Origin of the sequence: Sphingobacterium lumbrici, assembly GCF_006476045.1 — a bacterium.
GTDB lineage: Bacteria > Bacteroidota > Bacteroidia > Sphingobacteriales > Sphingobacteriaceae > Sphingobacterium > Sphingobacterium lumbrici.
This window is the reverse complement of record NZ_SRZY01000011.1, coordinates 151,365-172,709: the sequence shown is the minus strand read 5'-3', so window position 1 is coordinate 172,709 and position 21,345 is coordinate 151,365. Positions and strand designations below refer to the sequence as shown.

23 protein-coding genes and 1 tRNA gene are annotated in these 21,345 nt (G+C 38.2%); 11 read left to right on the top strand and 13 right to left on the bottom strand.

The annotated features are described in order from the left end of the window. The first annotated feature begins 20 nt into the window (after positions 1–20). The 3 genes from E4F24_RS13910 to E4F24_RS02785 all read left to right on the top strand — a co-directional run bounded on the left by E4F24_RS13910 (position 21) and on the right by E4F24_RS02785 (position 2,317). Positions 21–701, top strand: coding sequence for a hypothetical protein (locus E4F24_RS13910; protein ID WP_216629121.1), 681 nt, complete (start codon positions 21–23; stop codon positions 699–701). Positions 702–780: 79 nt separating this feature from the next. After that, positions 781–1,257, top strand: a complete 477-nt coding sequence (locus E4F24_RS02790; protein ID WP_140937073.1) for an SH3 domain-containing protein — start codon at positions 781–783, stop codon at positions 1,255–1,257. A gap of 64 nt (positions 1,258–1,321) precedes the next feature. Next, positions 1,322–2,317, top strand: coding sequence for an agmatine deiminase family protein (locus E4F24_RS02785; protein ID WP_140937072.1), 996 nt, complete (start codon positions 1,322–1,324; stop codon positions 2,315–2,317). A gap of 167 nt (positions 2,318–2,484) precedes the next feature. Here the strand turns inward: E4F24_RS02785 and E4F24_RS02780 are convergent. The 3 genes from E4F24_RS02780 to E4F24_RS02770 form a co-directional block, all read right to left on the bottom strand. Further along, a tRNA-Arg gene (locus E4F24_RS02780) sits at positions 2,485–2,556 on the bottom strand. Further along, positions 2,530–2,802 (bottom strand): GIY-YIG nuclease family protein, encoded by a 273-nt coding sequence (locus E4F24_RS02775; RefSeq protein ID WP_140937071.1) that lies wholly within the window; start codon positions 2,800–2,802, stop codon positions 2,530–2,532. Before E4F24_RS02775 ends, E4F24_RS02780 begins: the two co-directional genes overlap by 27 nt. A gap of 1 nt (position 2,803) precedes the next feature. Beyond that, positions 2,804–3,112 carry a GIY-YIG nuclease family protein gene (locus E4F24_RS02770; protein ID WP_140937070.1) on the bottom strand — a complete coding sequence of 103 codons (309 nt, stop codon included), beginning with the start codon at positions 3,110–3,112 and terminating at the stop codon, positions 2,804–2,806. Between the two features lie 268 nt (positions 3,113–3,380). Here E4F24_RS02770 and E4F24_RS02765 point away from each other — a divergent pair, with 268 nt between their 5' ends. The 6 genes from E4F24_RS02765 to E4F24_RS02740 all read left to right on the top strand — a co-directional run bounded on the left by E4F24_RS02765 (position 3,381) and on the right by E4F24_RS02740 (position 9,729). Then, positions 3,381–4,013, top strand: a complete 633-nt coding sequence (locus E4F24_RS02765; protein WP_140937069.1) for a peroxiredoxin — start codon at positions 3,381–3,383, stop codon at positions 4,011–4,013. 57 nt (positions 4,014–4,070) lie between these two features. Continuing rightward, positions 4,071–4,385: a thioredoxin family protein gene (locus E4F24_RS02760; protein WP_140937068.1), complete on the top strand. Its 315-nt coding sequence runs from the start codon at positions 4,071–4,073 to the stop codon at positions 4,383–4,385. Continuing rightward, a complete protein-coding gene (locus tag E4F24_RS02755) occupies positions 4,366–4,623 on the top strand; it encodes a DUF6952 family protein (RefSeq protein ID WP_140937067.1) in 258 nt (85 codons plus the stop codon). Before E4F24_RS02760 ends, E4F24_RS02755 begins: the two co-directional genes overlap by 20 nt. A gap of 565 nt (positions 4,624–5,188) precedes the next feature. Beyond that, entirely contained in the window at positions 5,189–7,618 is a 2,430-nt protein-coding gene (locus tag E4F24_RS02750; protein ID WP_140937066.1) for a PIG-L family deacetylase, read from the top strand. A gap of 95 nt (positions 7,619–7,713) precedes the next feature. Then, on the top strand, positions 7,714–7,911 hold the full coding sequence (locus E4F24_RS02745) for a hypothetical protein (protein WP_140937065.1): 198 nt from the start codon (positions 7,714–7,716) through the stop codon (positions 7,909–7,911). 105 nt (positions 7,912–8,016) lie between these two features. Further along, entirely contained in the window at positions 8,017–9,729 is a 1,713-nt protein-coding gene (locus E4F24_RS02740; protein ID WP_140937064.1) for a sodium:solute symporter family protein, read from the top strand. On the opposite strand, the gene E4F24_RS02735 is transcribed toward E4F24_RS02740, so the two are convergent. The 8 genes from E4F24_RS02735 to E4F24_RS02700 all read right to left on the bottom strand — a co-directional run bounded on the left by E4F24_RS02735 (position 9,723) and on the right by E4F24_RS02700 (position 15,802). Continuing rightward, a complete protein-coding gene (locus E4F24_RS02735) occupies positions 9,723–10,652 on the bottom strand; it encodes an N-acetylmuramoyl-L-alanine amidase (RefSeq protein WP_140937063.1) in 930 nt (309 codons plus the stop codon). The genes E4F24_RS02740 and E4F24_RS02735 overlap by 7 nt on opposite strands. Before the next feature lie 15 nt (positions 10,653–10,667). After that, entirely contained in the window at positions 10,668–11,663 is a 996-nt protein-coding gene (locus tag E4F24_RS02730; RefSeq protein ID WP_140937062.1) for a DUF3078 domain-containing protein, read from the bottom strand. Between the two features lie 140 nt (positions 11,664–11,803). Beyond that, on the bottom strand, positions 11,804–12,562 hold the full coding sequence (locus E4F24_RS02725; RefSeq protein WP_140937061.1) for a hypothetical protein: 759 nt from the start codon (positions 12,560–12,562) through the stop codon (positions 11,804–11,806). A 60-nt stretch (positions 12,563–12,622) separates the two neighbouring features. Then, on the bottom strand, positions 12,623–13,459 hold the full coding sequence (locus tag E4F24_RS02720) for a glucosaminidase domain-containing protein (RefSeq protein ID WP_140937060.1): 837 nt from the start codon (positions 13,457–13,459) through the stop codon (positions 12,623–12,625). Positions 13,460–13,480: 21 nt separating this feature from the next. Next, positions 13,481–13,987 (bottom strand): glucosaminidase domain-containing protein, encoded by a 507-nt coding sequence (locus E4F24_RS02715; RefSeq protein ID WP_140937059.1) that lies wholly within the window; start codon positions 13,985–13,987, stop codon positions 13,481–13,483. Positions 13,988–14,008: 21 nt separating this feature from the next. Further along, positions 14,009–14,644 carry an O-methyltransferase gene (locus E4F24_RS02710; RefSeq protein ID WP_140937058.1) on the bottom strand — a complete coding sequence of 212 codons (636 nt, stop codon included), beginning with the start codon at positions 14,642–14,644 and terminating at the stop codon, positions 14,009–14,011. A 95-nt stretch (positions 14,645–14,739) separates the two neighbouring features. Beyond that, complete coding sequence (gene folE, locus E4F24_RS02705; RefSeq protein ID WP_140937057.1) at positions 14,740–15,369, bottom strand: GTP cyclohydrolase I FolE; 630 nt, start codon at positions 15,367–15,369, stop codon at positions 14,740–14,742. Positions 15,370–15,388: 19 nt separating this feature from the next. Further along, the gene (locus tag E4F24_RS02700) at positions 15,389–15,802 is read right to left on the bottom strand and encodes a 6-pyruvoyl trahydropterin synthase family protein (protein WP_140937056.1); all 414 of its coding nucleotides are present in this window, start codon (positions 15,800–15,802) and stop codon (positions 15,389–15,391) included. Positions 15,803–15,861: 59 nt separating this feature from the next. Between E4F24_RS02700 and mqnB the strand changes: the two genes are divergently transcribed. After that, on the top strand, positions 15,862–16,485 hold the full coding sequence (gene mqnB, locus E4F24_RS02695) for a futalosine hydrolase (protein ID WP_140937055.1): 624 nt from the start codon (positions 15,862–15,864) through the stop codon (positions 16,483–16,485). A gap of 125 nt (positions 16,486–16,610) precedes the next feature. Further along, positions 16,611–17,597, top strand: a complete 987-nt coding sequence (locus E4F24_RS02690; protein ID WP_140937054.1) for a pyruvate dehydrogenase complex E1 component subunit beta — start codon at positions 16,611–16,613, stop codon at positions 17,595–17,597. Between the two features lie 67 nt (positions 17,598–17,664). On the opposite strand, the gene E4F24_RS02685 is transcribed toward E4F24_RS02690, so the two are convergent. Both E4F24_RS02685 and E4F24_RS02680 read right to left on the bottom strand, forming a co-directional pair. Beyond that, the gene (locus tag E4F24_RS02685; RefSeq protein ID WP_140937053.1) at positions 17,665–19,245 is read right to left on the bottom strand and encodes a discoidin domain-containing protein; all 1,581 of its coding nucleotides are present in this window, start codon (positions 19,243–19,245) and stop codon (positions 17,665–17,667) included. Positions 19,246–19,309: 64 nt separating this feature from the next. Continuing rightward, positions 19,310–21,136, bottom strand: coding sequence for a heparinase II/III domain-containing protein (locus E4F24_RS02680; RefSeq protein WP_181182341.1), 1,827 nt, complete (start codon positions 21,134–21,136; stop codon positions 19,310–19,312). Positions 21,137–21,345: the final 209 nt, after the last annotated feature.

The following is a 21,345-nucleotide window of genomic DNA, read 5'->3' as shown; positions in this document are numbered from 1 at the left end:
TCATAAACTAATTTTAGCAAATGAAAAGAATAATACTGTCACTATTATGTGTTGCCTTTATTTCAAATATGCTTTTTGCAGAAGAATACAGGGTAATCAAGGATCAAGTAAAGATATATTTAAAACCTATTACAAAAGACGAAATAGGATATCTGACGAAAGGTTATGGAATAAAAAGTCTGGAAAAGTACGATGAAAATTGGTCCTATATAGATGAGGGCAAAATCCAAGGATACATAAGGAATGATGGGATAACAAAGGTCAAGACAGAAAATCCTCATGGTAAAGAAAGCTATGCCGGAATTATCGGCCTGATAGTGGGCATGATAATTTTTGGGCTAATCTTAAATGCAATATATGGAAGAGACAAAAAGACCGAAATACCACAATATTCTCAAAATCCTTTGCCACAGAACACAACTTTTGTCTATAGATCGAAAAGCGTTGGAGGAGCAATAATATTGGCTGCTCTTTTTGGACCGCTCGGGATGTTCTATTCAACTATCAATGGGGCCTTGATAATGATAATACTACCTGTATTACTGATTATGGGGACTATATCAACACTTGATTCTGATGATGCATTATTACGAATCCTCTTAACGTCTAGTACTGTCATATTTTTTATATTTTATTGGTTTATATGTATTATATGGGCTGCGATAGCTGCTTCAAATTCTACCAAAATAAAAAAGATGTAAGTATGAGAAACTAGTAATATACCAAATAATTCTTTTGTTGACCAGCTGTGATTATGTCGAGCAGCGTATTGTTTCCAATATGATCGAGGACAAATATTTTAAAATAAAGAGCAGTGAACAGAAAGGCTTGAATTTAGGGGGGCTTATCAGTGAATTTGAGATAAACGATAAGCATTGTGATTTTACATACTTTGATATTCAGATGAGCGGAAAGGCTGAAATAGAAAAAGACAATATTTATATAGATACAGGAAGTGAATTGGGAGTATTATCTCTAAGTATAATAGACAAATACACTTTGGAGGGAAAAGGTTGGATTGCTGAAACGTTTAAAAGAACTGAAGCTCTAATGGCAAAAAACAAACCTGCAATTGATTATTACAGAACAGTCAAAACTGTAAATGTTAGGTTTGGACCCAGTACAAAATATTCAAAGATAGAATCCCTATCAAAAGGAATACGTATAAAAGTCGTTGGCATTGTGGATGATTGGTTTGAGATAGAAAAGGATAATTATACTGGTTACATAGCTAAAAAGATGCTCTCAAAGGATTAAAAATCTTTTTTGGCTTCGAAAAGACCCTTTTTACGTTTGCAAACGTAGGAAAAAACTGTACTGTATGAATTGCGAATATAAAAAGGTGGGAAGCATCATCTTAGCTTACCCTAAATCTTTCAAGAATAATTTCAACAAGGCCTCAAATGTAATTGAGGAACTTGTAGGTAAGATACCTAATGACATCAATATCCAAATGACCTTGTCCTCTCCAAGAGATTTAGATGAGTTGTTTGACAAAGTAGGAAATGAAAGAGCAATTCAACCAATTATCATAGAGGATTGGGACGGAATTTGGCTTAGGGACTGTATCGGTTTTATCAATGACAGCAAATTGGTAAAGCCTATTTATTTTCCAATGTATTGTGATTACCGATTTAGATGGAAGTACTTTAAGAAAATCAATCAGCTTTCAAAAGAAGTCATAGCTTCTTTTATCGGTAAAGAAATGATCGACATTCCATTGATATGGGACGGTGGCAATCTGATCAACAACCATCAGTATGGGCTTATGACTTCAAAGATAATAGAAGACAATCCCTCATTCTCCAAATTCTATATAGAGCGCATGGTAGAGGAATATTTAGGGATAAAACCTATAGTGATACCTCGTCAAAAGGAGGATGTAATAGGTCATATAGATGGATTTGCTTCATTTGTTGACGACAGCAAACTGGCTGTTAGTCTCTATCCCAATTTGCCTTTTTTAAAAGAAGACAATATCTATTTGGATGAGATACTCAGCATTGCTGATAATATTGATTTGAAAACAGTGAGGATACACGACAGACCTATAGATCAGAGCATTAAATGCCAATGTAAAAAGAAGAATAGAAGTATTTGTTATACTGTATCAAAGGGGATTTATATCAATAACATTATTCTAAATAATACAGTCATATTGCCCCAATATACGTTTCCAACAAGAAGAGAAACAGATTTCTACAACCAAGTCAATAAAGAGATTTATGAACAAAATGGCTTTAAGGTTGAAACGGTTAACTGTGATGCTTTGTCACAGTTTGGCGGCTCATTACATTGTTTGAGTTTCATCCACTGAGAGCGTTGAAGAGAATCTTGACAATCTTTCTCATTGAAAAAAGTTCTAAAAATCTCTAATTCAAATATTTATTTGAATCATATTTAAAGAATTGTATGGGATCTTGTATGGAAAAAAATCAAAATCGCCGTTATCTTAAAGATTTCGGCGATTTTCGTTAAAAATTGTAGCCCCGAGCAGAATCGAACTGCTATCAAATGTTTAGGAAACATCTATTCTATCCGTTGAACTACGGGGCCGTGGGTCAAATCTAATGCTTTTAAATATTCTTTACCAAATCCTGATTTATAATATTTTTCTTTAACTCTCGCCGCAATTCGACTATCTACCTCTTCTATGTATATCAAAGTCCACGGAATGAAACCCTTAGTAGACTTTGTTTTGCCAGAATTATGCTCGTCCAAGCGCTTATACGGATTAGCTGAAAGTCCCACATAAATTCGACCATCTTTCTCACTTTTTATAGCATAAACAAAATAACTCATTTTAATGATATAAACATCTATTCCCTGCCTGCCGGCAGGCAGGTATCCGTTGAACTACGGGGCCGTGGGTCAAATCTAATGCTTTTAAATATTCTTTACCAAATCCAGATTTATAATATTTTTCTTTTTCTCTGGCCTCAATTCGGCTATCTACCTCTTCTATATAGATCAAAGTCCACGGAATGAAACCCTTAGTAGACTTTGTTTTGCCAGAATTATGCTCGTCCAAGCGCTTATACGGATTCGCTGAAAGTCCCACATAAATTCGACCATCTTTCTCACTTTTTATAGCATAAACAAAATAATTCATTTTACTATGATATAAACATCTATTCCCTGCCTGCCGGCAGGCAGGTATCCGTTGAACTACGGAGCCATTTTCTGCATACAAAGATTTCAAAAATTCTGACCAATAGCAACAATTATTTTTAAATATAATAAAAATAACACTAATAAATTATATCTATTACAACCTCTTGACAAATATAGATATCAACAATATCATATCGAGATTTTTGATATCTAATTGACATATTTATGATTACCTTTGTAACACAATTAAGAAAAAGAAAATAACTATGAGTTTTACAGGTAAAAATTTCCCAAACATTACAGTAAGTGCAATCGATTATCTAGGCGACAACCTTTCAATCAACATTTTTGAGAAAGCTCAACAAGAAAACAAAAAAGTAGTATTATTCTGGTATCCAAAAGATTTTACGTTTGTATGCCCTACAGAATTACACGCGTTCCAAGAAGCTACATCTGAATTTGAAAAACGTAATACAATCGTTATAGGTGCTTCTTGTGACTCTAATGAGGTACACTTTGCGTGGTTAAACACAGCCAAAGACAATGGTGGAATTGAAGGTGTTGAATACCCTATCATTGCAGACACTAACCGCAACTTATCAAGTATCTTAGGGATTTTAGATGTGAAAGAAATAGAACATCCGGAATTTGGCACTATTGCTGAAGGCGATGCAGTGTCTTACCGTGCAACGTACTTAATCGATGAAACCGGCAAAGTATTCCACGAATCTGTAAATGATATGCCTCTTGGACGTAACGTAAAAGAATATATCCGTCTTATCGATGCGTATACGCATGTACAACAACATGGTGAGGTATGTCCTGCAAACTGGGAAGAAGGAAAAGAAGCGATGAATGCAACCCGTGAAGGAGTAGCTTCATACTTGTCAATGAATTAATTTAAACACACTATCGAGGGGGGGTCATCCTATCTCCCCTTTATCAAAGATATTATCATGTTAAAGGAATTAGAAAACGACTCATTACAAGAGGCTGTAAGTAGTAGCGATACGGTAATGGTACAATATTCTGCATCATGGTGTGGTAATTGCCGCATTATGAAACCAAAATTCAAGAAACTAGCAACGGAGAATGAGCAAATCTCTTTTATCATCGTCGATGCTGAAAAGTTTCCTGAGTCAAGAAAATTAGCTAACGTAAATAATCTGCCTACTTTCGCTGCCTTCAAAAATGGTAAATTGGTAAATCAAGTACAAACAAACAAAATTGAAGGATTAATTGATTTATTAAATGAAGTTACCAGTAATTAAGCACCTAACTGATTTCATAGAGCAAAACGATGTAGACTTCGTTTTAGAAACTATCGAGACCTTAGAAACTCTGACAGAAGTATCATCTTTAAAAGACGAAGAGCTCAACGTTATTGGCGAATTGATATCGAATATGTATGGAGCCGTAGAGGTAAATAAACTGATCAAAGAAGGTACACCTAAAAAAGAAGCATTGAATTCTTTCATGAAACGGGTATTAGGATCAATAGATAAGTAAGATTTTGTTCATAACTCAGTTTATGTGGAAAATTTATTTAACAAAAAATACCGTTATATTATTCTTTTTATAGTACTTTTACTATAGTTGAAAGGTTACTCCCTTAAAGCTGGTGAGTTTGAACTGAACACGCATTTAATACCACTACATTAGACGCATCACTGTTTTAAGACAAAAAGATTTTTAATTGTTGGTAAAAGGAATCAAATAAATTTTGGTTCCTTTTATTATTTTTACTCCATAAACAAACTCTTAGAGGCAAAAGATAGCCCGGAAATACAGGATAACCCAATATCGGCTATAAATCTCTTTGAAAGCCAGATGACTATCCGTTTTTAAGAGTTCGACCAAATCCCGATCCGTATAAGTTGCCGCCCTGTCCGTTTAATGGCAATTCACGCAAAAAAAATAATTAATGCTCTGCATCCATTGGCCATAGCTTATGAAATAAATGTCAGAAATATATCGTGTGTCCTTTATTCAAAGACTGCAAGTACAATAATAATATTACACTGTTAAATTCTGTCAAAAATAGAATCTTTAAGCTAAACCTGTATATTTATGAATGCTTAGAAAAATTCTCTTTTTATTCCTATTTATAGGTTCGTTTAATGTTGTGGTGAAATCTCAACACGGCAATATTCCTGTTAACGAAATTATGATTAGGCTTCAAAAGCTTAATACCCTGGGTTCTGTTCTCTACTTTGCCGCCCACCCAGACGATGAAAACACACGTCTTATAGCTTGGCTTGCCCAAGAGCGGAAATATAGAACAGGCTACCTGTCTTTAACCCGAGGCGACGGTGGTCAAAACCTTATTGGGACTGAACAGGGCATTGATTTAGGACTTATCCGTACACAAGAACTATTGGCTGCCCGTGCTACCGATAAAGGAGAACAATTTTTCAGTTCTGCTTATGACTTTGGCTTTTCCAAAACACATACCGAGACCTTTGATTTTTGGGACAAGGAGACTGCTTTGCGCGAAGCCGTATGGATTATCCGTAAATTTCGGCCTGATATCATTATCAACAGATTCCCTCCGGATAAACGTGGAGGACACGGACACCATCAAGCGTCTGCCATGTTAGCACACGAAGCCTTCATTGCCGCAGCTGATCCGGCTCGGTTCACCGAACAACTTACACAGGTAGTACCGTGGAAAGCCAAGAGATTACTGTGGAATACCGCTAATTTCGGAGGGATGAACAATACCGCTGAAAATCAACTAAAGGCAGATATCGGCGCATATAGTCCACTACTTGGAGAGTCTTATGGCGAGATCGCGGCACGTAGCAGGTCACAACATAAGAGTCAAGGCTTTGGAGCAGCCAGCACCCGAGGCAGTAGTATAGAATATTTTGAGCATGTGGCGGGTGATAGCGCAGAAAAGGATCTTATGGATGATATAGAGACCACATGGGCCAGAATCCCTGATTCTCAACCTATACAGTCTTTGGTAAACAAGATAATCACCGAATTTATTCCCTCACAACCTGAGAAAAGTATATCCGCCCTTTTTGAGTTACGTGAACGGGTACAACAAATTGCAGACAGCTATTGGAAAGAGCAGAAAACAAAAGAAATAGAAGAGATCATTGTAGCTTGTGCAGGTATATGGACAGATGCCTTCACCTCATCCCCGCAATACGCGGTAAATAAAAACTTTGAGATCTCCCTAGAAGCAATAGCGAGAAGACCAAACCTACAGGTACAGCTTATTAAAACAACTTTAGGAAAAGTTGACAAAACACTAACAACAAATGTATCCTGGAAAGCACAGCACAGTTATATTTCGCCCAACATAACTCAACCGTATTGGTTAGAAAGGGAACATTCTTTAGGCAAGTTTGATGTGAGACCAGAGGATGTAGGATACCCGACAAATCCAATACGGCCTACAGTTACGTTTACTTTCATGATAAACGGGAAAGAAATAAGCAGGACACAAAATATCCAATACCGGACTGTGGATCCGGTTCGCGGAGAGATATACAGTCCAATTGCGATTACGCCTACATTAACAGCAGATATTGCTTCACCGATCATGTTATCCATTAATGGAGAGGAAAAAACGGTGAAAATCACCTTTGAACGTCAAGACGACAGCAAAGACAATTTTCAAATCGACTTATCAAGACTACAAGGTTGGGAAATCTTGCCGCAACAGCTCTCTCTCAATTTTGGGAATGAGCGTGTAGTGACGCGTACTGTACGCATCAAACCGACAGGGGCAGATAGTCAGCGTTCGATCCTACAATTGAGCTGGAATGGGGAGATCCTTAAATCAATCAAGACCATAAACCATGAACATATTCCTCTTGTCACCTGGTTTCCGAAAGCAACAGTAGATTTGCAGCGTATTACTTTAACTAATACAGTAAAGACGATAGGCTATATCCCCGGTGCCGGAGACATGATCCCCCAGGCACTAAACGAAATCGACATAGAGGTAACCAACTTAAACGGTCGCCCCCTATCTATTCAGGTATTGAATCAGTATGATGCCATAGTGGTCGGCGTCCGTTATTTCAATACCAATACACAAGCTCCAGCGGTAAAAAAAGTACTAATGGATTATGTCCATCAAGGAGGCGTGGTATTGCTACAGTATAATGTCAATTCTAAGCTCTATATTGACCAGATCGGACCATTCCCATTTTCTTTATCACGAGATCGGGTCACAGAAGAAGATGCCATAGTAAAGTTCGACACAAAAGACCCTGCATTAAATTATCCAAACGAGATATCAGATTCGGATTTCTCAGGCTGGGTACAGGAGAGAGGGCTCTATTTTGCCGACAAAATAGACAAGAATTACCGGACCCCACTCCTGATGCATGACAAAGACGAAAAACAGAACAATGGTGCACTATTGATAGCCCCTTATGGTAAAGGTAAATTTGTATATACCTCGCTATCCTTTTTCAGACAATTACCGGCTGGAGTCCCCGGAGCTTATAGATTATTTATAAATTTATTGACTAAAGAGTAATATGTCATATTCCACTATAAATAAATTCTCAAAGACAGGGGAGAAATCGATATATTTGCACTTAATAAAAATGAAAATATATCTAAGTTTATAATATGGAAAATCAAGCAACTGAAACTAAATCATTAAACGTAAAAAGTGTAATCTTATTAATAGGGGTAATATTTGGTGCTTTAATCTCTTTCGCTGCAAATGAAACTTTCTTAAGCATTATAGGTGGCGCTGTGGTCGGATTGATTATTGCCATTTTATTCAACTCGTATATATTACCACAAAAACCGCATGACAGATAAGAGATTACCACCATTCATACGTAGCTGGCGACAATTCTACCTTCTAGTTGTGGCTTGGCTCGTGGTGTGTATCTTATTCATGTATCTGTTTACCCTATACTATTCATGAGTACTATTGACTGGATAGTACTTTTTATTACGTTACTTTTGATTATTCTTTTCGGGATATTCAAAAGCAGAAATATCAAAAACATTGATGGTTACCTGCTTGGTAACCGTTCTTTACCTTGGTATAATGTCGGATTTTCCGTGATGGCCACTCAAGCCAGTGCCATTACATTTTTGTCTGCACCAGGTTTAGCCTATTCTTCGGGGATGAGTTTCGTACAATTCTATTTCGGTTTACCGCTGGCGATGATTGTACTCTGTATCACATTTGTCCCCATATTTCATCGGCTTAAAGTATATACCGCATACGAGTTTCTAGAAAAAAGATTTGATATCAAAACCAGATCCCTTACAGCAACATTGTTCTTAATCCAACGCGGCATATCTACCGGTATTACCATCTTCGCACCTTCCATTATATTGTCCACCATCTTACATATTGATGTAACTTATACCACCTTGGTTATTGGAAGCATGGTGGTGCTATATACAGTCTATGGGGGAACAAAAGCGGTCTCATATACGCAGCTACTGCAAATGGCTATCATATTTAGTAGCTTGCTTGCGGCAGGATTTATGGTTATACACTTATTACCCACTGATATTGGGTTAAGAGAAGCTCTTCATATTGCCGGAAAATCGGGTAAAACGAATGCCATTGATTTTACATTCGACCTTAGCAATCAATATACGGTATGGACCGGATTAATTGGCGGTTTTTTCTTGCAACTGTCTTATTTTGGAACCGATCAGAGTCAAGTAGGACGATACCTTACAGGCTCTTCTATTCGCGACAGTAGGATAGGTTTATTGATGAATGGGCTTCTAAAAGTGCCTATGCAATTCTGTATTCTACTGATCGGAATTCTCGTATTTGCCTATTATCAATACCATACCCCACCTATTTTTTTCAATGGACTGGAAACTGATAAATTGCTCAAAAGCGAATACAAAGACGAGTATAATACGATATTGGAGGATCATCAGAAATTAAGCGCTGAAAAAACAGTGATTATTCACAAGCTAACCGAAAGCGTCAATCAAGGTGATGACGAGCAAGTAAATGCGAGCAGAAAAAAACTCGCTCAGCTCAATGAAGCGGGAACACAATTAAGGGAGCAGGTCATCACTTTAATAAAGAAAAACGATGCCAATGCTGATACGAATGATAACAATTATATCTTTTTATCTTTTATTACCTCCACATTTCCCAAAGGATTTATCGGTCTTCTCATGGCTATTATTTTTCTGGCATCTATGGGAGCCACTGCAAGTGCCATCAACTCCTTAGCTTCGACCACGACAATAGATATATATAAACGCTTCGTTAGTAAGAGTGGGTCTGAAACAAACTATTTAAGAGCGTCACGACTATTTACACTTTTGTGGGGTATATTTACCGTAATCATCGCATTATATGCCAGCAAACTAGGCAATCTTCTCGAAGCAGTGAATATCCTGGGCTCTCTTTTCTACGGTACTATTCTTGGCATATTTCTCGTCGCTTTCTATTTCAAGCGTATAAAAGGACAGGCAGTCTTTTGGGCAGCCCTGCTATCCGAGGTGGTGGTTGTCACGATATGGAAATTAGATGTGATCGCTTTTTTATGGCTCAACTTAATCGGTTGTATTGCAGTCATCGTTATAGGCTTAATACTGCAATCTATTTGGAAAGACCGGAATTTCAAGAAAGCAGCAACAGATCAATAATATCTCTTATAGATATTGTATAAAACGGTTCGGTCATAGGCCGTCAGAATTTCGTTCACTTCTTTAATAATAAATTTGCGTTTAAAAGCCTTGATAGCCGCCGCCTCATTACTGACATCGTATCCTATTATCTTAAGCGCATCAATAGGGCTAAAGTTAAAAGGAGGTTGAATCAAAAAGCTTTCATCATACCAAACACCAAATCCTCTTTCTGCCAATAATTTCCATGGAAAAAACACATTCGGATCGTCCTTTCTAGTGGGAGCAATATCTGCATGGCCGATGAAATTAGTGTGCGGAATGGTATATTTTGTCTTTAAGGTATCAAGTAGCAGTAGTAATGAATTGATCTGAGGATCAGGAAAGGGCTCTTTTCCATTATTATCCAGTTCTATCCCTATAGACATGGAATTCATGTCCGTGATTTGCCCCCACTTAGACCGCCCCGCATGCCATGCCCGATCATAGTCGTTGAGCATCTGTATAACTCGTCCATCACGACCGATAACATAATGCGCACTGACTTTCGAATGCTCCACCTGAAACGTACGAATAGTTTGTGCTACACTATTCTGAGCAGTATGATGAATAATAACAAAATTAGGCTTACGCAAATCATAATGAATGGCGCTAGCCCAATCTGCCCCTTTGTGGATTCCTGTTCTTTTTTGTTCTTGTATCTTTTCTTCCGGAGTTAACACTCGTTCCGAAAACCGTTGATCTGATGACAACGTATCTACAGCAGATTTCAAGACCACGATTGGTGAGTCTACTATTAAATTTACCTCGGGAACAATGGTATCCGGTGTTCCAGATATATCCACAGGCTTTACAATCGATGCAGACTGTAAAACCTTATTTTTTGTCCCGCATCCCACTAAACAGAGAACAAATACCAATAAACAAAGTAAATTTAATTTCATTCTTATCTAATCCCTTTATCTCGGTAATGAATAGACAATGCCCATAGCTAATGCCTGACTCAATTGCACACCGGGCTTTTCATCCGAATTATACACCATTATTCCGGTAATCGATACGTTCACTAAACTCGTTATTTTTGCCGTTAGTGTTGCATCCAACCGATGATCCGGATCCTTCAGATCCTTGTAGTCGGCAAACATGTTATAGCGCGACTTCAAGTTTAAGTTTTTCGCTAAATTTCTATCCAAATTAGCTGTAAGCTGGAAGGCCAGATCATTTTTAAAATGTTTTCCACCCTCAATACCAAATCTCGTTTGCCCTTCAAGAGGCTTTAATCGATTATCTAAAATTAACGTCTGTCTGGCTGTCCCCGTACCTAAACGCAACGAAAAAGTCTTATCCGGCTTATACTCCAAACCAAAAGATTCCGTAAAATAACCCGGAGCCATGAAGTTACTGGTAATCGTATCGATAACTTCAATAACCTCTTCACCCTCATTTCTCTTTGTATATCTATAACCTGCATCAAGCTGTGATTCAAAGGTGAAAGAAAAATAAAGCCCCCAACTCTGTGACAACTTATAGGCTAATTTATTATCCCAAAAAATCCGGTCATTATTCTTTTTTGCCAATTGATCTTTGTTCTTGATCTTTCCATATCTTAAGTCGACTTCTGTAACAAAATTAAAATTATCCCTAGTATAATCCGACTTATGCCATATATTGCCCCCTAAGGAAATGGAATTGACTCCCCCCGCATTCCACTCTTCATTGAAATAAGCCTGATTAACATTTATACCAAATTTGCTCCAATGCTTCCAATAGTTTACTTCCAAATTCAGCTTTGGAATAGGCACATTAATCGGGTTGATCTTTAAGCCCTTAGTCGTATCATGGTCTGCAATATTGGTATCCGGTTTTTCCCGAAGGTCTTTCAGATTCACTTGAGCGACCGACTCGAAGCTAAAAAGGCTTAGTAAAAAAAACAGGAGTAAAGATGTATGCTTCATAAATAGTATATTAATTTTTCATCGATTTAATTATTGACAATTCTATGCTTTTAAGTTTCAATAAGCTCGCTTACGCTCGGCTTTCTTTATGCTGATGAGAGCTCGTTGTAATGCTATTTGAACTGTATGTCAAATAATATTTACATCTCCGTTTCATCGATTAAATGTATGGGTAATTTTGGTAAAGGTCTGTAATTTGGATTCAATTTAAACATTTCATACTTACTTTTAATATATTCTGTCATTTGGTAGTACCCTGCTGTTTTCGAAAAAAAGTAGGACGGTCTAAACCGCAGCATAAAATTATCTAATAAAGTCCCTTCCAACCCCGTAACGCTTGTAACAATTTCCTTGGTAAAACGCTGATCGATCACATTTTCTTCATATTCCCTTTGAAAAAAATTTGTCAATCTGCGCGCGCTTTTACCTTCCTTACTCAGCAAATTGTATACCGCATTTATACTAAGGCCAGCTCCGTTCTGGCCCACGGAAAAAATATCACCCGGATCGGCCAATTTATAAGCTTTATCATAGTCTTTACGTCGTTGAGCGAGGATCTCTTCCGGAGACTTTTTACCTGTCACCGTTACCGGGTCAATGTAAATAGTCGCACGTTTCAGATAAAACAAAAGCACTTTATGTCCTTCATAAACTAAGGTATCTCCATAATAATTTTCTTTGCTCGCAATTAAATGGTCCCCCATTTTCACATGAATACCAAATTCGCCTCGCAAATTATTGAACACGTTCTCTCCTGTACGAGCATTGATAATCAAAACCTTACCGATACGTTGTTTGGTATCTGCATCAAAAGTGATCCCCTCCACCCTTTCCTGCGAACTCGCGCAAAAAGGTAGAAGAATTAACACGAGTAAAAGTTTGATTTTCGCTCCTAACATCACAAATGTAAAACTACATTTTTGATTAATTATTTGTCAACAATTTAACAACTTTTAAAGCTATTTGGAAATGACCAACAATTGTCCCACAGAAAGGTTGTCGGATCCCATTGCATTCAGCTGCTTAATTTGTTCTACGGAGACATTATAGCGCTTACTCAAAGAATACAGTGTTTCAGAAGATCTTACTTCGTGAATAACCATCGCAACGGGCGATTTCATTTTTTCGGTTTGTATCGGCGGTTCGCTTTCCGTCTTAACCTCAATCATTTCAACCACTTTCTCTTCTCTTTTTTCTTTTTCTACAAACGTTTCGGTACGATCATATTGTTGTAACTGATAGCGTTCTATCAGATCAATCAACAGCTCAGGGTAACGTGGATTCGTAGCGTACCCCGCCTCTTTCAATCCCCGTGCCCAACCTTTATAGTCATCTTTATCTAGGGTAAAGAGCTTTTCATATCGTTTCCGAAGTAGAAATTGTGAATGATCTTTAAAAGATTCTTCAGGATTACCATATACCCTAAAACAATCATTGGGATTGTCATCATCTCTAGTGATACTTTTCCCATTCCAGACTCCACCACATTTAATACCGAAATGGTTATTCGCCTCCCGGGCAAGGTAACTATTGCCATTGCCGGATTCCAACAAGGCTTGGGCTAATTTGATACTGGCAGGAATACCGTATTGATTCATTTCGCGTATCGCGATACCCTTGTACTGATCAATATAGGCTAAACCGGAAACAGAAGTCGATTTTATAGTTCTATTCGTATTAACTGTTCCCTTATATCCGTCGGCTCTGTCATTCGGATTTCTCAAGACAGCTCCTCGCTTACTTGCACAAGAAGTCAACAGAAGAGCAAAGACTAATATAGATAGATATGATTTCATCCAATACGGGGATATGTGATTCTACTCGACTTTTAGGTCATACTGGTCAAGATCATATCGATTGACCATAGACAACACCCTGCTTTTCCAATCTCCACTTACCGAATATCCGGAACGGGCAATACCCGCTATCCAAGATTGGTAATCCGTGGAAGAACGACTTTCGAATAAAGGTTGAGTAGCTTTTTTCCTTTGTAATAACGCTACAAAATCACGGTAAGAAGATAACGCAGATTCATACCCTTTATAAGCCGAGCGAATCACCGAACTGTTATTTTTTCCTTTGATTCCGAAGTGATTGTTTAAGTGTTTTGCGATTTTACTATTCCCGTAAGCACTTTCATGAATAGCTACCGCTAAAATCACAGATGCTGGCACACCTGTTTCACGCATAAGTTGTTGTGCAACGTCCTTGTGTTCATCAATATAACTCGATGGTGAAAATTTCTTCTGACCAAAAGTCATTGTAACAGACGACAAGCACAATACAATTAACAGCAATATCCAGCTGCATAACGATTTTTGCATATCCTTTTCTTAGTTCAACAATTACTTTTTGCGTAACACAAAAAGCCCATCTCTAATTGGCAAAATCAGTTTTTCTACCCGTAGATCCTTTGCCAATGTACTATTTAAATCAACAATCCGTTGGGTTTGTACATCCGGCTTTTCATCAAAAACCTTGCCTTTCCACAACACATTGTCAATTAAGATTAACCCACCCGAGGGTACACGGTCAATCAGCATATTGAAATAAATTAAATTCCTCTTTTTATCCGCATCTATAAATACCAAGTCGAAATCGCCTTCAATCATAGGGAGTACCGTCACTGCGTCTCCTATGTGGTATTTGATATTCATGGCATATTCCGATTCCAAAAAGTAGCCGGAAACACGTTCCTCCTGCTCTTCATTGATATCAATCGTGTGTAATACTCCTCCCTGCTGCAACCCTTCCGCTAAACATAACGTTGCATATCCGGTAAAAGTACCTATTTCCAAAATTTGGTTAGGCGACACCAGTTTACTCAGCATCGCAAGCACCCGTCCTTGATAATGCCCTGATAGCATGTGGGGCATGGTTTCTTTCAAATAAGTCTCCCTATTTATCCTTCTCAACAACGCATTTTCATCATCGCAGGTCTGCTCTAAATAAGAATTTATTTGCTCTTCATTTTGAAACATACCTGCAAATGTACTGAACTTATTTTATATCGTGTATATTCTGATGATTTCGGGATGACAATTCAACAGGCGTTGGGTTTAATTTTGTAAGCCAACTAATCTAACGAGGCAGTAATCAGTCTCAGAAACTCCGACCGTGTAACATCACTTTGAAAAGCACCGGTAAAAGCCGAAGTTGTCGTCACCGAATTTTGCTTCTGCACACCACGCATGGCCATACACATGTGTTTACATTCTATCACTACCGCTACTCCCGCCGGATTCAATGTCTGTTGGATACAATCGCGGATTTCATTCGTCAGGCGCTCTTGTACCTGTAAACGACGTGCATAGATATCCACCACCCGTGGAATCTTGCTTAAACCAACAATATGACCGTTGGGGATATATGCAATATGGGCTTTACCAAAAAATGGCAACATGTGATGTTCACACATCGAGTACACCTCAATATCTTTAACCACTACCATTTGGCTGTATTCTTCTTCAAACATCGCACCTCTCAAGACTTCTGCCGCATCAATGTCATAACCGTGTGTCAAAAACTGCAATGCTTTGGCTACACGTTCCGGCGTTTTTAGAAGGCCTTCCCGGTTCGGGTTTTCGCCTAGTGCTTCTAAAATATCTTTATAATGATTTGCTACACGTTCCACGTGCTGCGTATTGTACTGGTCTATCTTAACATAGCCATCTAATTCTTCATTGAAATCCGTAGGATTACTCATTTCTAATTGATTTTTATGATTATTCGCCGTAATATTCAACAGCGTTATTCTCTGTTTCGTGTAATCTAACACAGTGTAACTGGACGTTTTCTGCTTCAAATAATGGTTTGAGAACATGGAATATCTCCATGGCAATTACTTCGGTAGAGGCCATCTTCCCTTGCATGAAATCTACATCCAAATTGACATTTTTATGGTCTAATTTCTCAATAACATACAAATTGATTATCTTTTTCATTACCTTGAGGTCGATCAAAAATCCGGTAATGGGATTTATTTCGCCTTTTACCGTAACAAATAATTCATAATTATGTCCATGCCAATTGGGATTCGAACAGTTGCCAAATGTTGCCTCATTCTTTTCCAAAGACCATTCTTGACGATGCAATTTATGCGCCGCACTGAATCGTTCTCGTCTTGTAATGTATACCATAATGCAAAGATAATCCTAAAAAACTATATTTTAGCACTTCAAATCCATTACGCTATAATATGACCCTATTAATAGTAGCTGCTACAAAAGACGAAATTCTTCCTTGTATTCCTCTATTGGAAAACCGGAATATACCCTATTTGATAACAGGAGTTGGAATGGTGGCTACAGCTTACCATCTTGGACAAGAGCTCATTAAAAATAAATACGATCTTATTCTCAACGTTGGTATAGCCGGAGCTTTCGGCAACAGTAAAAATATCGGAGATGTGGTTTATATCGGTAAAGATAGCATTGCCGAACTGGGTGCCGAAGACGATCAGCAGTTTTTATCCTTGGAAGAATTGGGGTTTGGAATTTCTTCCTGGACAGGTGTTATTCCGTCCAATATTATTCTGGATATACCACAGGTGGAGGCGATAAGTGTCAACACCGCACACGGCAACGAAAAAAGTATCCTGAAAATTAGAAGCCGACTGCCTCAAATAGAAATCGAAAGCATGGAAGGAGCTGCAGTATATTATGTCGCTTCGCAGGAAAACATAGCCGCAATACAAGTCAGAGCCATTTCTAATTACGTAGAAAAAAGAAATAAGGAGACTTGGGATATTCCATTAGCCCTCAAAAACCTCAATCTTTGGCTACAGAAGTTTATCGAAAACCAGTACACAACTATTTATTAGATAGTCACAAACGCTCATCAAAAAATGACACACATCATGCTTTTTAACACTGTATTCATTACGAAATATCAATTTTAAATAGTAGTTTTGCGTATTCGACAAAAAAGACACTATTTTACAAACTGATGAGAGAAATACAATTCAGAGAAGCACTTCGTGAAGCTATGAACGAAGAAATGCGTAAAGATGAAACTATATTTTTATTAGGTGAAGAAGTTGCAGAGTATAACGGTGCTTATAAAGTAAGCCAAGGTATGCTGGATGAATTCGGAGCAAAACGTGTAATTGATACACCAATTGCAGAATTAGGTTTTGCAGGTATCGCTGTGGGTGCTGCCATGAATGGTTTGAAACCAATCGTTGAGTTTATGACATTCAACTTCTCTCTAGTAGCAATCGACCAAGTAATCAATGCTGCTGCGAAGTTGCGCCAAATGTCAGGCGGACAATTTTCATGTCCGATTGTATTTCGTGGACCAACAGGTAATGCCGGACAATTAGGCGCGCAACACTCACAAAACTTTGAAAACTGGTATGCAAATACACCTGGTCTAAAAGTAGTTATCCCTTCCAATCCTTATGATGCAAAAGGTTTATTAAAATCTTCTATCATTGATCCTGATCCTGTAATCTTCATGGAATCCGAAGTCATGTACGGTGATAAAGGAGAAGTGCCTGAAGAAGAATACTACCTACCTATTGGTAAAGCAAATGTAGTGAAAGAAGGTACCGATGTTACGGTTGTTTCTTTCGGCAAAATGGTTCCTCGTGTAGCAATTCCTGCGGTAGAAGAATTGGCCAAAGAAGGAATCAGTGTAGAATTAATCGACTTACGTTCCGTTCGTCCAATTGATTTTGATGCAATCATCACTTCTGTTAAGAAAACAAATCGACTCGTAGTCGTAGAAGAGGCATGGCCTTTGGCATCTATTTCTTCAGAGATTGCTTTCCGTGTACAAAAAGATGCGTTTGATTATTTAGATGCTCCTGTAACACGTGTTACATCTGCAGATGTTCCTTTGGCGTATGCGCCAAACTTAGTGGAAGCTTCATTACCAAGTATCACTAAAGTCGTAAAAGCGGTTAAAGAAGTATCTTATTTGAAAAAATAAGACCTGCAATACCCCCATAAAGTGTTTAACTTTATGGGGGTATTGCAAAATACATAGATATAATAAACTACTGGCCTCTATACAATCCTATTTCGGCAATACATGATTTGTTTATGTCCGCAGTAGCAGTAGCATGATTAGACTTAACAATTATCTTAAGATATCTGAATATTCTGGAAGAACCAAAAGGAATTTTAAAGTCACCGGCAGCATGTGGTACAACAAAGTTACCAATAGAACTCCAGTTCACATTATCCGAACTGATCAGGACCTCTACATCTTTTACTGTTCGGTACACATCATTCCGCTGGCGAATCGTAACACCATCAGCAGTATTATTACGAGACAGGTCGATCGCAACATGATGAGGTAAGACTGCGGCCGGCGCAGAATGCTTAGCAAACCAAAAGGTACTATTGTCATTATCTATCATATTACTAGCTGGTTTTAACTCTGCTGTGGTTTCTTCCGAACTAATATCAATTATGCTCCATTCGCTTTTATCAAATCCGGCTAATGGAAGATTAATCATTGGAATATTATTCAAAAAATTAAAATTATAAGTAGCATTTGTTATATTTCCGTTTTCATGAATGAGCTTCACTTTTAATTCTGCAGGATTATTCTCTTTAAACATATCATTCATTTCAATCATCGGCAATTCCACGTAAAAACTATCAGTCCCTATTACTTTCGTACTCCAGGTGACGGCATTATAGTCGTGACCTACGCCTACTCCCTCATTATTATAATTAGGATCTAAGTAATAATTAACAGCGGTAACCGGAACACTGCTGGTAAATTTTCCTGACGCAATAATAGCTTGTTTATCCGCTGAGTAAGATGCGTAAATAGATTTGACACTTGCCGTTACTACACCGTAATACTCGATAGAAGTTGTCTTTTGAAAAATCTGGTTGGTATTCAATATCGCGCAATCGGCTTCGGTAAGAAAGGTAGGGGATTTTCCGTACGTACCATTACCACTCCCCATTAGCGCAGTTCCATAGTTCGGAGACTTTGCTCTTGACTCTCGCTCTTTGTTATGAGGCAAATTCAAGGCGTGCCCCAATTCGTGCATTAATCCACCAAGCCCTGTAGGACTGTTAACTTCCTCCCCTCTGTCAGGCCAAAAACAGCTTCTTCCTACACCTACATAGGGATTACCGACACCGCTTGGCTGCGAAGGCAGGATGATAAGATTGTGCACTCCTGATTTTTCGTCAGGGTGGCTCACAAAATATGCATCCACTTCAGCAAGTATATTACTCAAGTTAGCAGTAGTATATTTGTCGTGCGTGTACTTCGCCTGTATAGTAATTATTTTTATCCTTTTTTTGCTCTTATTTGTTAACAATCCAAAGGTTTTAAAGCCATATCCATTCAACTTCATTTGATTGCCGTAATAGGTTTGTGCTGATAACATAATATCACTTAGTCTACGTTCATAGTCTAACTTGGCAGGATTATCCGTGGGCACAAAGTACACAACATTTAAATTATACTCGTGATCACTTGTATAGCCGGTATCCTCAACTTCCGTAGGGGGAGGGGTAGGTGTTTCGATAACTTCTTCTACCGGAATCTCTTTTTTGTTACATGCTGCAAAAAATGGCAGCAGGCATAATAATAGGAATGTTTTGTTCATTTTGATTCTAATTTATCGTTTATAATTTATTCGTATGGTTCCCAATCTCCAAGACTATGATTCGTCAACGAAACGATGTGACGGGCAAACTTTCTAATTCGACTTCCAAAACAATGTTCTGCGTCCCGCTTGCCACAACCTGTAGCAACTGATACCCTTGTATAGCATATTCCTTGAGATCAATTGCTGCCGGAATTTCCTTTATCTGGAATGTTATACCTTGAGGCCCTTTGGCGGTAATACGTAATTGCTTTCCATTTTTGGTCAAGATAGCTACATCGCCTTTACATGCTATAGCTGCGCTGCTGATCATATTCCAGATGACTTGCCTAGAAGATTCTTCCAGCTCTATTTCATCCTTTATACTTATTTTTTGATTATTCAAATGCTTGAAGGTACGTAACACCGATCTGGCCTGCCCTTCGTAGGCTGAAGTCATATCGATAACAAAGTAAGGCTGATCGGATCGATCATTATAGTCCACAATCTTGCCGTTACCTTTTGCATATTGAATCTTACCATCTATACTCAATGTATTGTGACTTAGATTCGAATTCTTAAAGTAGTTCCATCTTCTACCATTCGGTTTTCCGTCCCAGAAACCAGGCAAGTCATAGCTATCTGACCCAAGATCATCAGACCAACGCACACCGTCTGACTCGACAATAAATGTACCTACATCCATCTGCTGATGCGCTGCATCCGGATCTCCGCCTTTAGCGATTAAATAAATGGAATTAGGCTTAGTAGAATCGGTCTTAAAAACAGCTATATCATTAATTCCTTTGTAGACCCTAAGAGTTTTGTCCGGCCGTAATGATGTCGGAATGCTACTGTCAAACCACGCTAAGGCTAAAAAGAAAAATACGGAGTGTCTTCTCGGAAGAACGGATTCTTTAAGTACATTATCCAAAATGTTTCTATAAGCCACCGCAGCTTCAGGCTGATTAAATTGTTTACTAAAGAAAAAATATACTGGATTAATCTCAGGATAGGTGCTACTGGAATTAGCAAAATTAAAAATCTTACCTGCAGGGCTAGTGGTATCCAAATAGTAGGTAACCGTTTGTCTTACTCCGGGCAAATCTGACAATCCAAAATATTGCCCAAAATTGGATCGCAAGACAGAAAGTAAAACTGATAAATAAGAATTGGAATATCCCCAATAAGCGGGGCCTTCAAAACACACCCCATCTGGCGCAAAATGCTTTAAATAGTTCGGAATAAATGTTACAGCCTTCTCCACTATATGATGTGCCAGTTGTGGTTCAGATTCGGCTATGGCTAAGGCTCCCATCACCATGCCCGTATTACAGACGACATTCCAGTTGGTCTCCCTCCTGGACCATGAACCCGATGTTCCGTTCTCATACTCCTGAACTGCTAAATTCAGTGCTTTCTCTTTAATAGCAGTAACAAGTAGTTGACGTGTTTCTTTGGCAAGATCTGCATACAACCAATCATAACCTATGGCTACGGCTGTCGTCATTTCGGCGACATCTAGATAGTGTACTGGATTCCAATTCGGAAATCTGCATACATTGATCAGTTCTACTTCACATTTTTTCAGATAACGCTTATCATTGGTCATACGATAGGCCATCGATAACGTAATTGTGCGATACACCTGCTCCCTACTAACAGTTAGCATATCTTGTATATACCCTTGATGCAACACGTACTCCTGTACTGGCATCGCAAGTAGAGAGTCGGCCTCCTCCAATAATCTTTGATACAACTTCTTGGCTAAAGCATTGTCAGCAACTTGCTTTTTTACTGCTTTTTCATCCTCTTTCGCAAACAGCAAACGAGGATGTGAAGGCCACTGTTTTACAATCTGTTCATTGGATACACTTTTAGCCAAGTGCGCTATCGACTCTATTGTAAACATAGTGCACAAACCTATAATAATGAAGACAGAAATCATCCAAAAATAAATTTTTCGCATTTTCATTCGTATTTACACTTCTAGGTTTAAAACAGCAACTCGCAAAAAACGGTTATATCTTGCTTATAGACTGCTGTTTCAAATTTGGTGATTCCGTACGAAATATAGGGGCGAAATATCTGTGAATATAGGGTGAAAATCCTCTGTCTCCG

Excerpts from the sequence above, each read along its gene's own strand:
- folE (WP_140937057.1), bottom strand. The coding sequence starts at position 15,369 with ATGAGTAATCCTACGGATTTCAATGAAGAATTAGATGGCTATGTTAAG.
- E4F24_RS02720 (WP_140937060.1), bottom strand. The coding sequence starts at position 13,459 with ATGAAATCATATCTATCTATATTAGTCTTTGCTCTTCTGTTGACTTCT.
- E4F24_RS02765 (WP_140937069.1), top strand. The coding sequence starts at position 3,381 with ATGAGTTTTACAGGTAAAAATTTCCCAAACATTACAGTAAGTGCAATC.
- E4F24_RS02740 (WP_140937064.1), top strand. The coding sequence starts at position 8,017 with ATGAGTACTATTGACTGGATAGTACTTTTTATTACGTTACTTTTGATT.
- E4F24_RS02785 (WP_140937072.1), top strand. The coding sequence starts at position 1,322 with ATGAATTGCGAATATAAAAAGGTGGGAAGCATCATCTTAGCTTACCCT.
- E4F24_RS02770 (WP_140937070.1), bottom strand. The coding sequence starts at position 3,112 with ATGAATTATTTTGTTTATGCTATAAAAAGTGAGAAAGATGGTCGAATT.
- E4F24_RS02730 (WP_140937062.1), bottom strand. The coding sequence starts at position 11,663 with ATGAAGCATACATCTTTACTCCTGTTTTTTTTACTAAGCCTTTTTAGC.
- E4F24_RS02685 (WP_140937053.1), bottom strand. The coding sequence starts at position 19,245 with ATGAACAAAACATTCCTATTATTATGCCTGCTGCCATTTTTTGCAGCA.
- E4F24_RS02775 (WP_140937071.1), bottom strand. The coding sequence starts at position 2,802 with ATGAGTTATTTTGTTTATGCTATAAAAAGTGAGAAAGATGGTCGAATT.
- E4F24_RS02735 (WP_140937063.1), bottom strand. The coding sequence starts at position 10,652 with ATGAAATTAAATTTACTTTGTTTATTGGTATTTGTTCTCTGTTTAGTG.
- E4F24_RS02715 (WP_140937059.1), bottom strand. The coding sequence starts at position 13,987 with ATGCAAAAATCGTTATGCAGCTGGATATTGCTGTTAATTGTATTGTGC.
- mqnB (WP_140937055.1), top strand. The coding sequence starts at position 15,862 with ATGACCCTATTAATAGTAGCTGCTACAAAAGACGAAATTCTTCCTTGT.
- E4F24_RS02690 (WP_140937054.1), top strand. The coding sequence starts at position 16,611 with ATGAGAGAAATACAATTCAGAGAAGCACTTCGTGAAGCTATGAACGAA.
- E4F24_RS02710 (WP_140937058.1), bottom strand. The coding sequence starts at position 14,644 with ATGTTTCAAAATGAAGAGCAAATAAATTCTTATTTAGAGCAGACCTGC.
- E4F24_RS02745 (WP_140937065.1), top strand. The coding sequence starts at position 7,714 with ATGGAAAATCAAGCAACTGAAACTAAATCATTAAACGTAAAAAGTGTA.
- E4F24_RS02725 (WP_140937061.1), bottom strand. The coding sequence starts at position 12,562 with ATGTTAGGAGCGAAAATCAAACTTTTACTCGTGTTAATTCTTCTACCT.
- E4F24_RS02700 (WP_140937056.1), bottom strand. The coding sequence starts at position 15,802 with ATGGTATACATTACAAGACGAGAACGATTCAGTGCGGCGCATAAATTG.
- E4F24_RS02760 (WP_140937068.1), top strand. The coding sequence starts at position 4,071 with ATGTTAAAGGAATTAGAAAACGACTCATTACAAGAGGCTGTAAGTAGT.
- E4F24_RS02755 (WP_140937067.1), top strand. The coding sequence starts at position 4,366 with ATGAAGTTACCAGTAATTAAGCACCTAACTGATTTCATAGAGCAAAAC.
- E4F24_RS02790 (WP_140937073.1), top strand. The coding sequence starts at position 781 with ATGATCGAGGACAAATATTTTAAAATAAAGAGCAGTGAACAGAAAGGC.
- E4F24_RS02750 (WP_140937066.1), top strand. The coding sequence starts at position 5,189 with ATGCTTAGAAAAATTCTCTTTTTATTCCTATTTATAGGTTCGTTTAAT.
- E4F24_RS02680 (WP_181182341.1), bottom strand. The coding sequence starts at position 21,136 with ATGTTTACAATAGAGTCGATAGCGCACTTGGCTAAAAGTGTATCCAAT.
- E4F24_RS13910 (WP_216629121.1), top strand. The coding sequence starts at position 21 with ATGAAAAGAATAATACTGTCACTATTATGTGTTGCCTTTATTTCAAAT.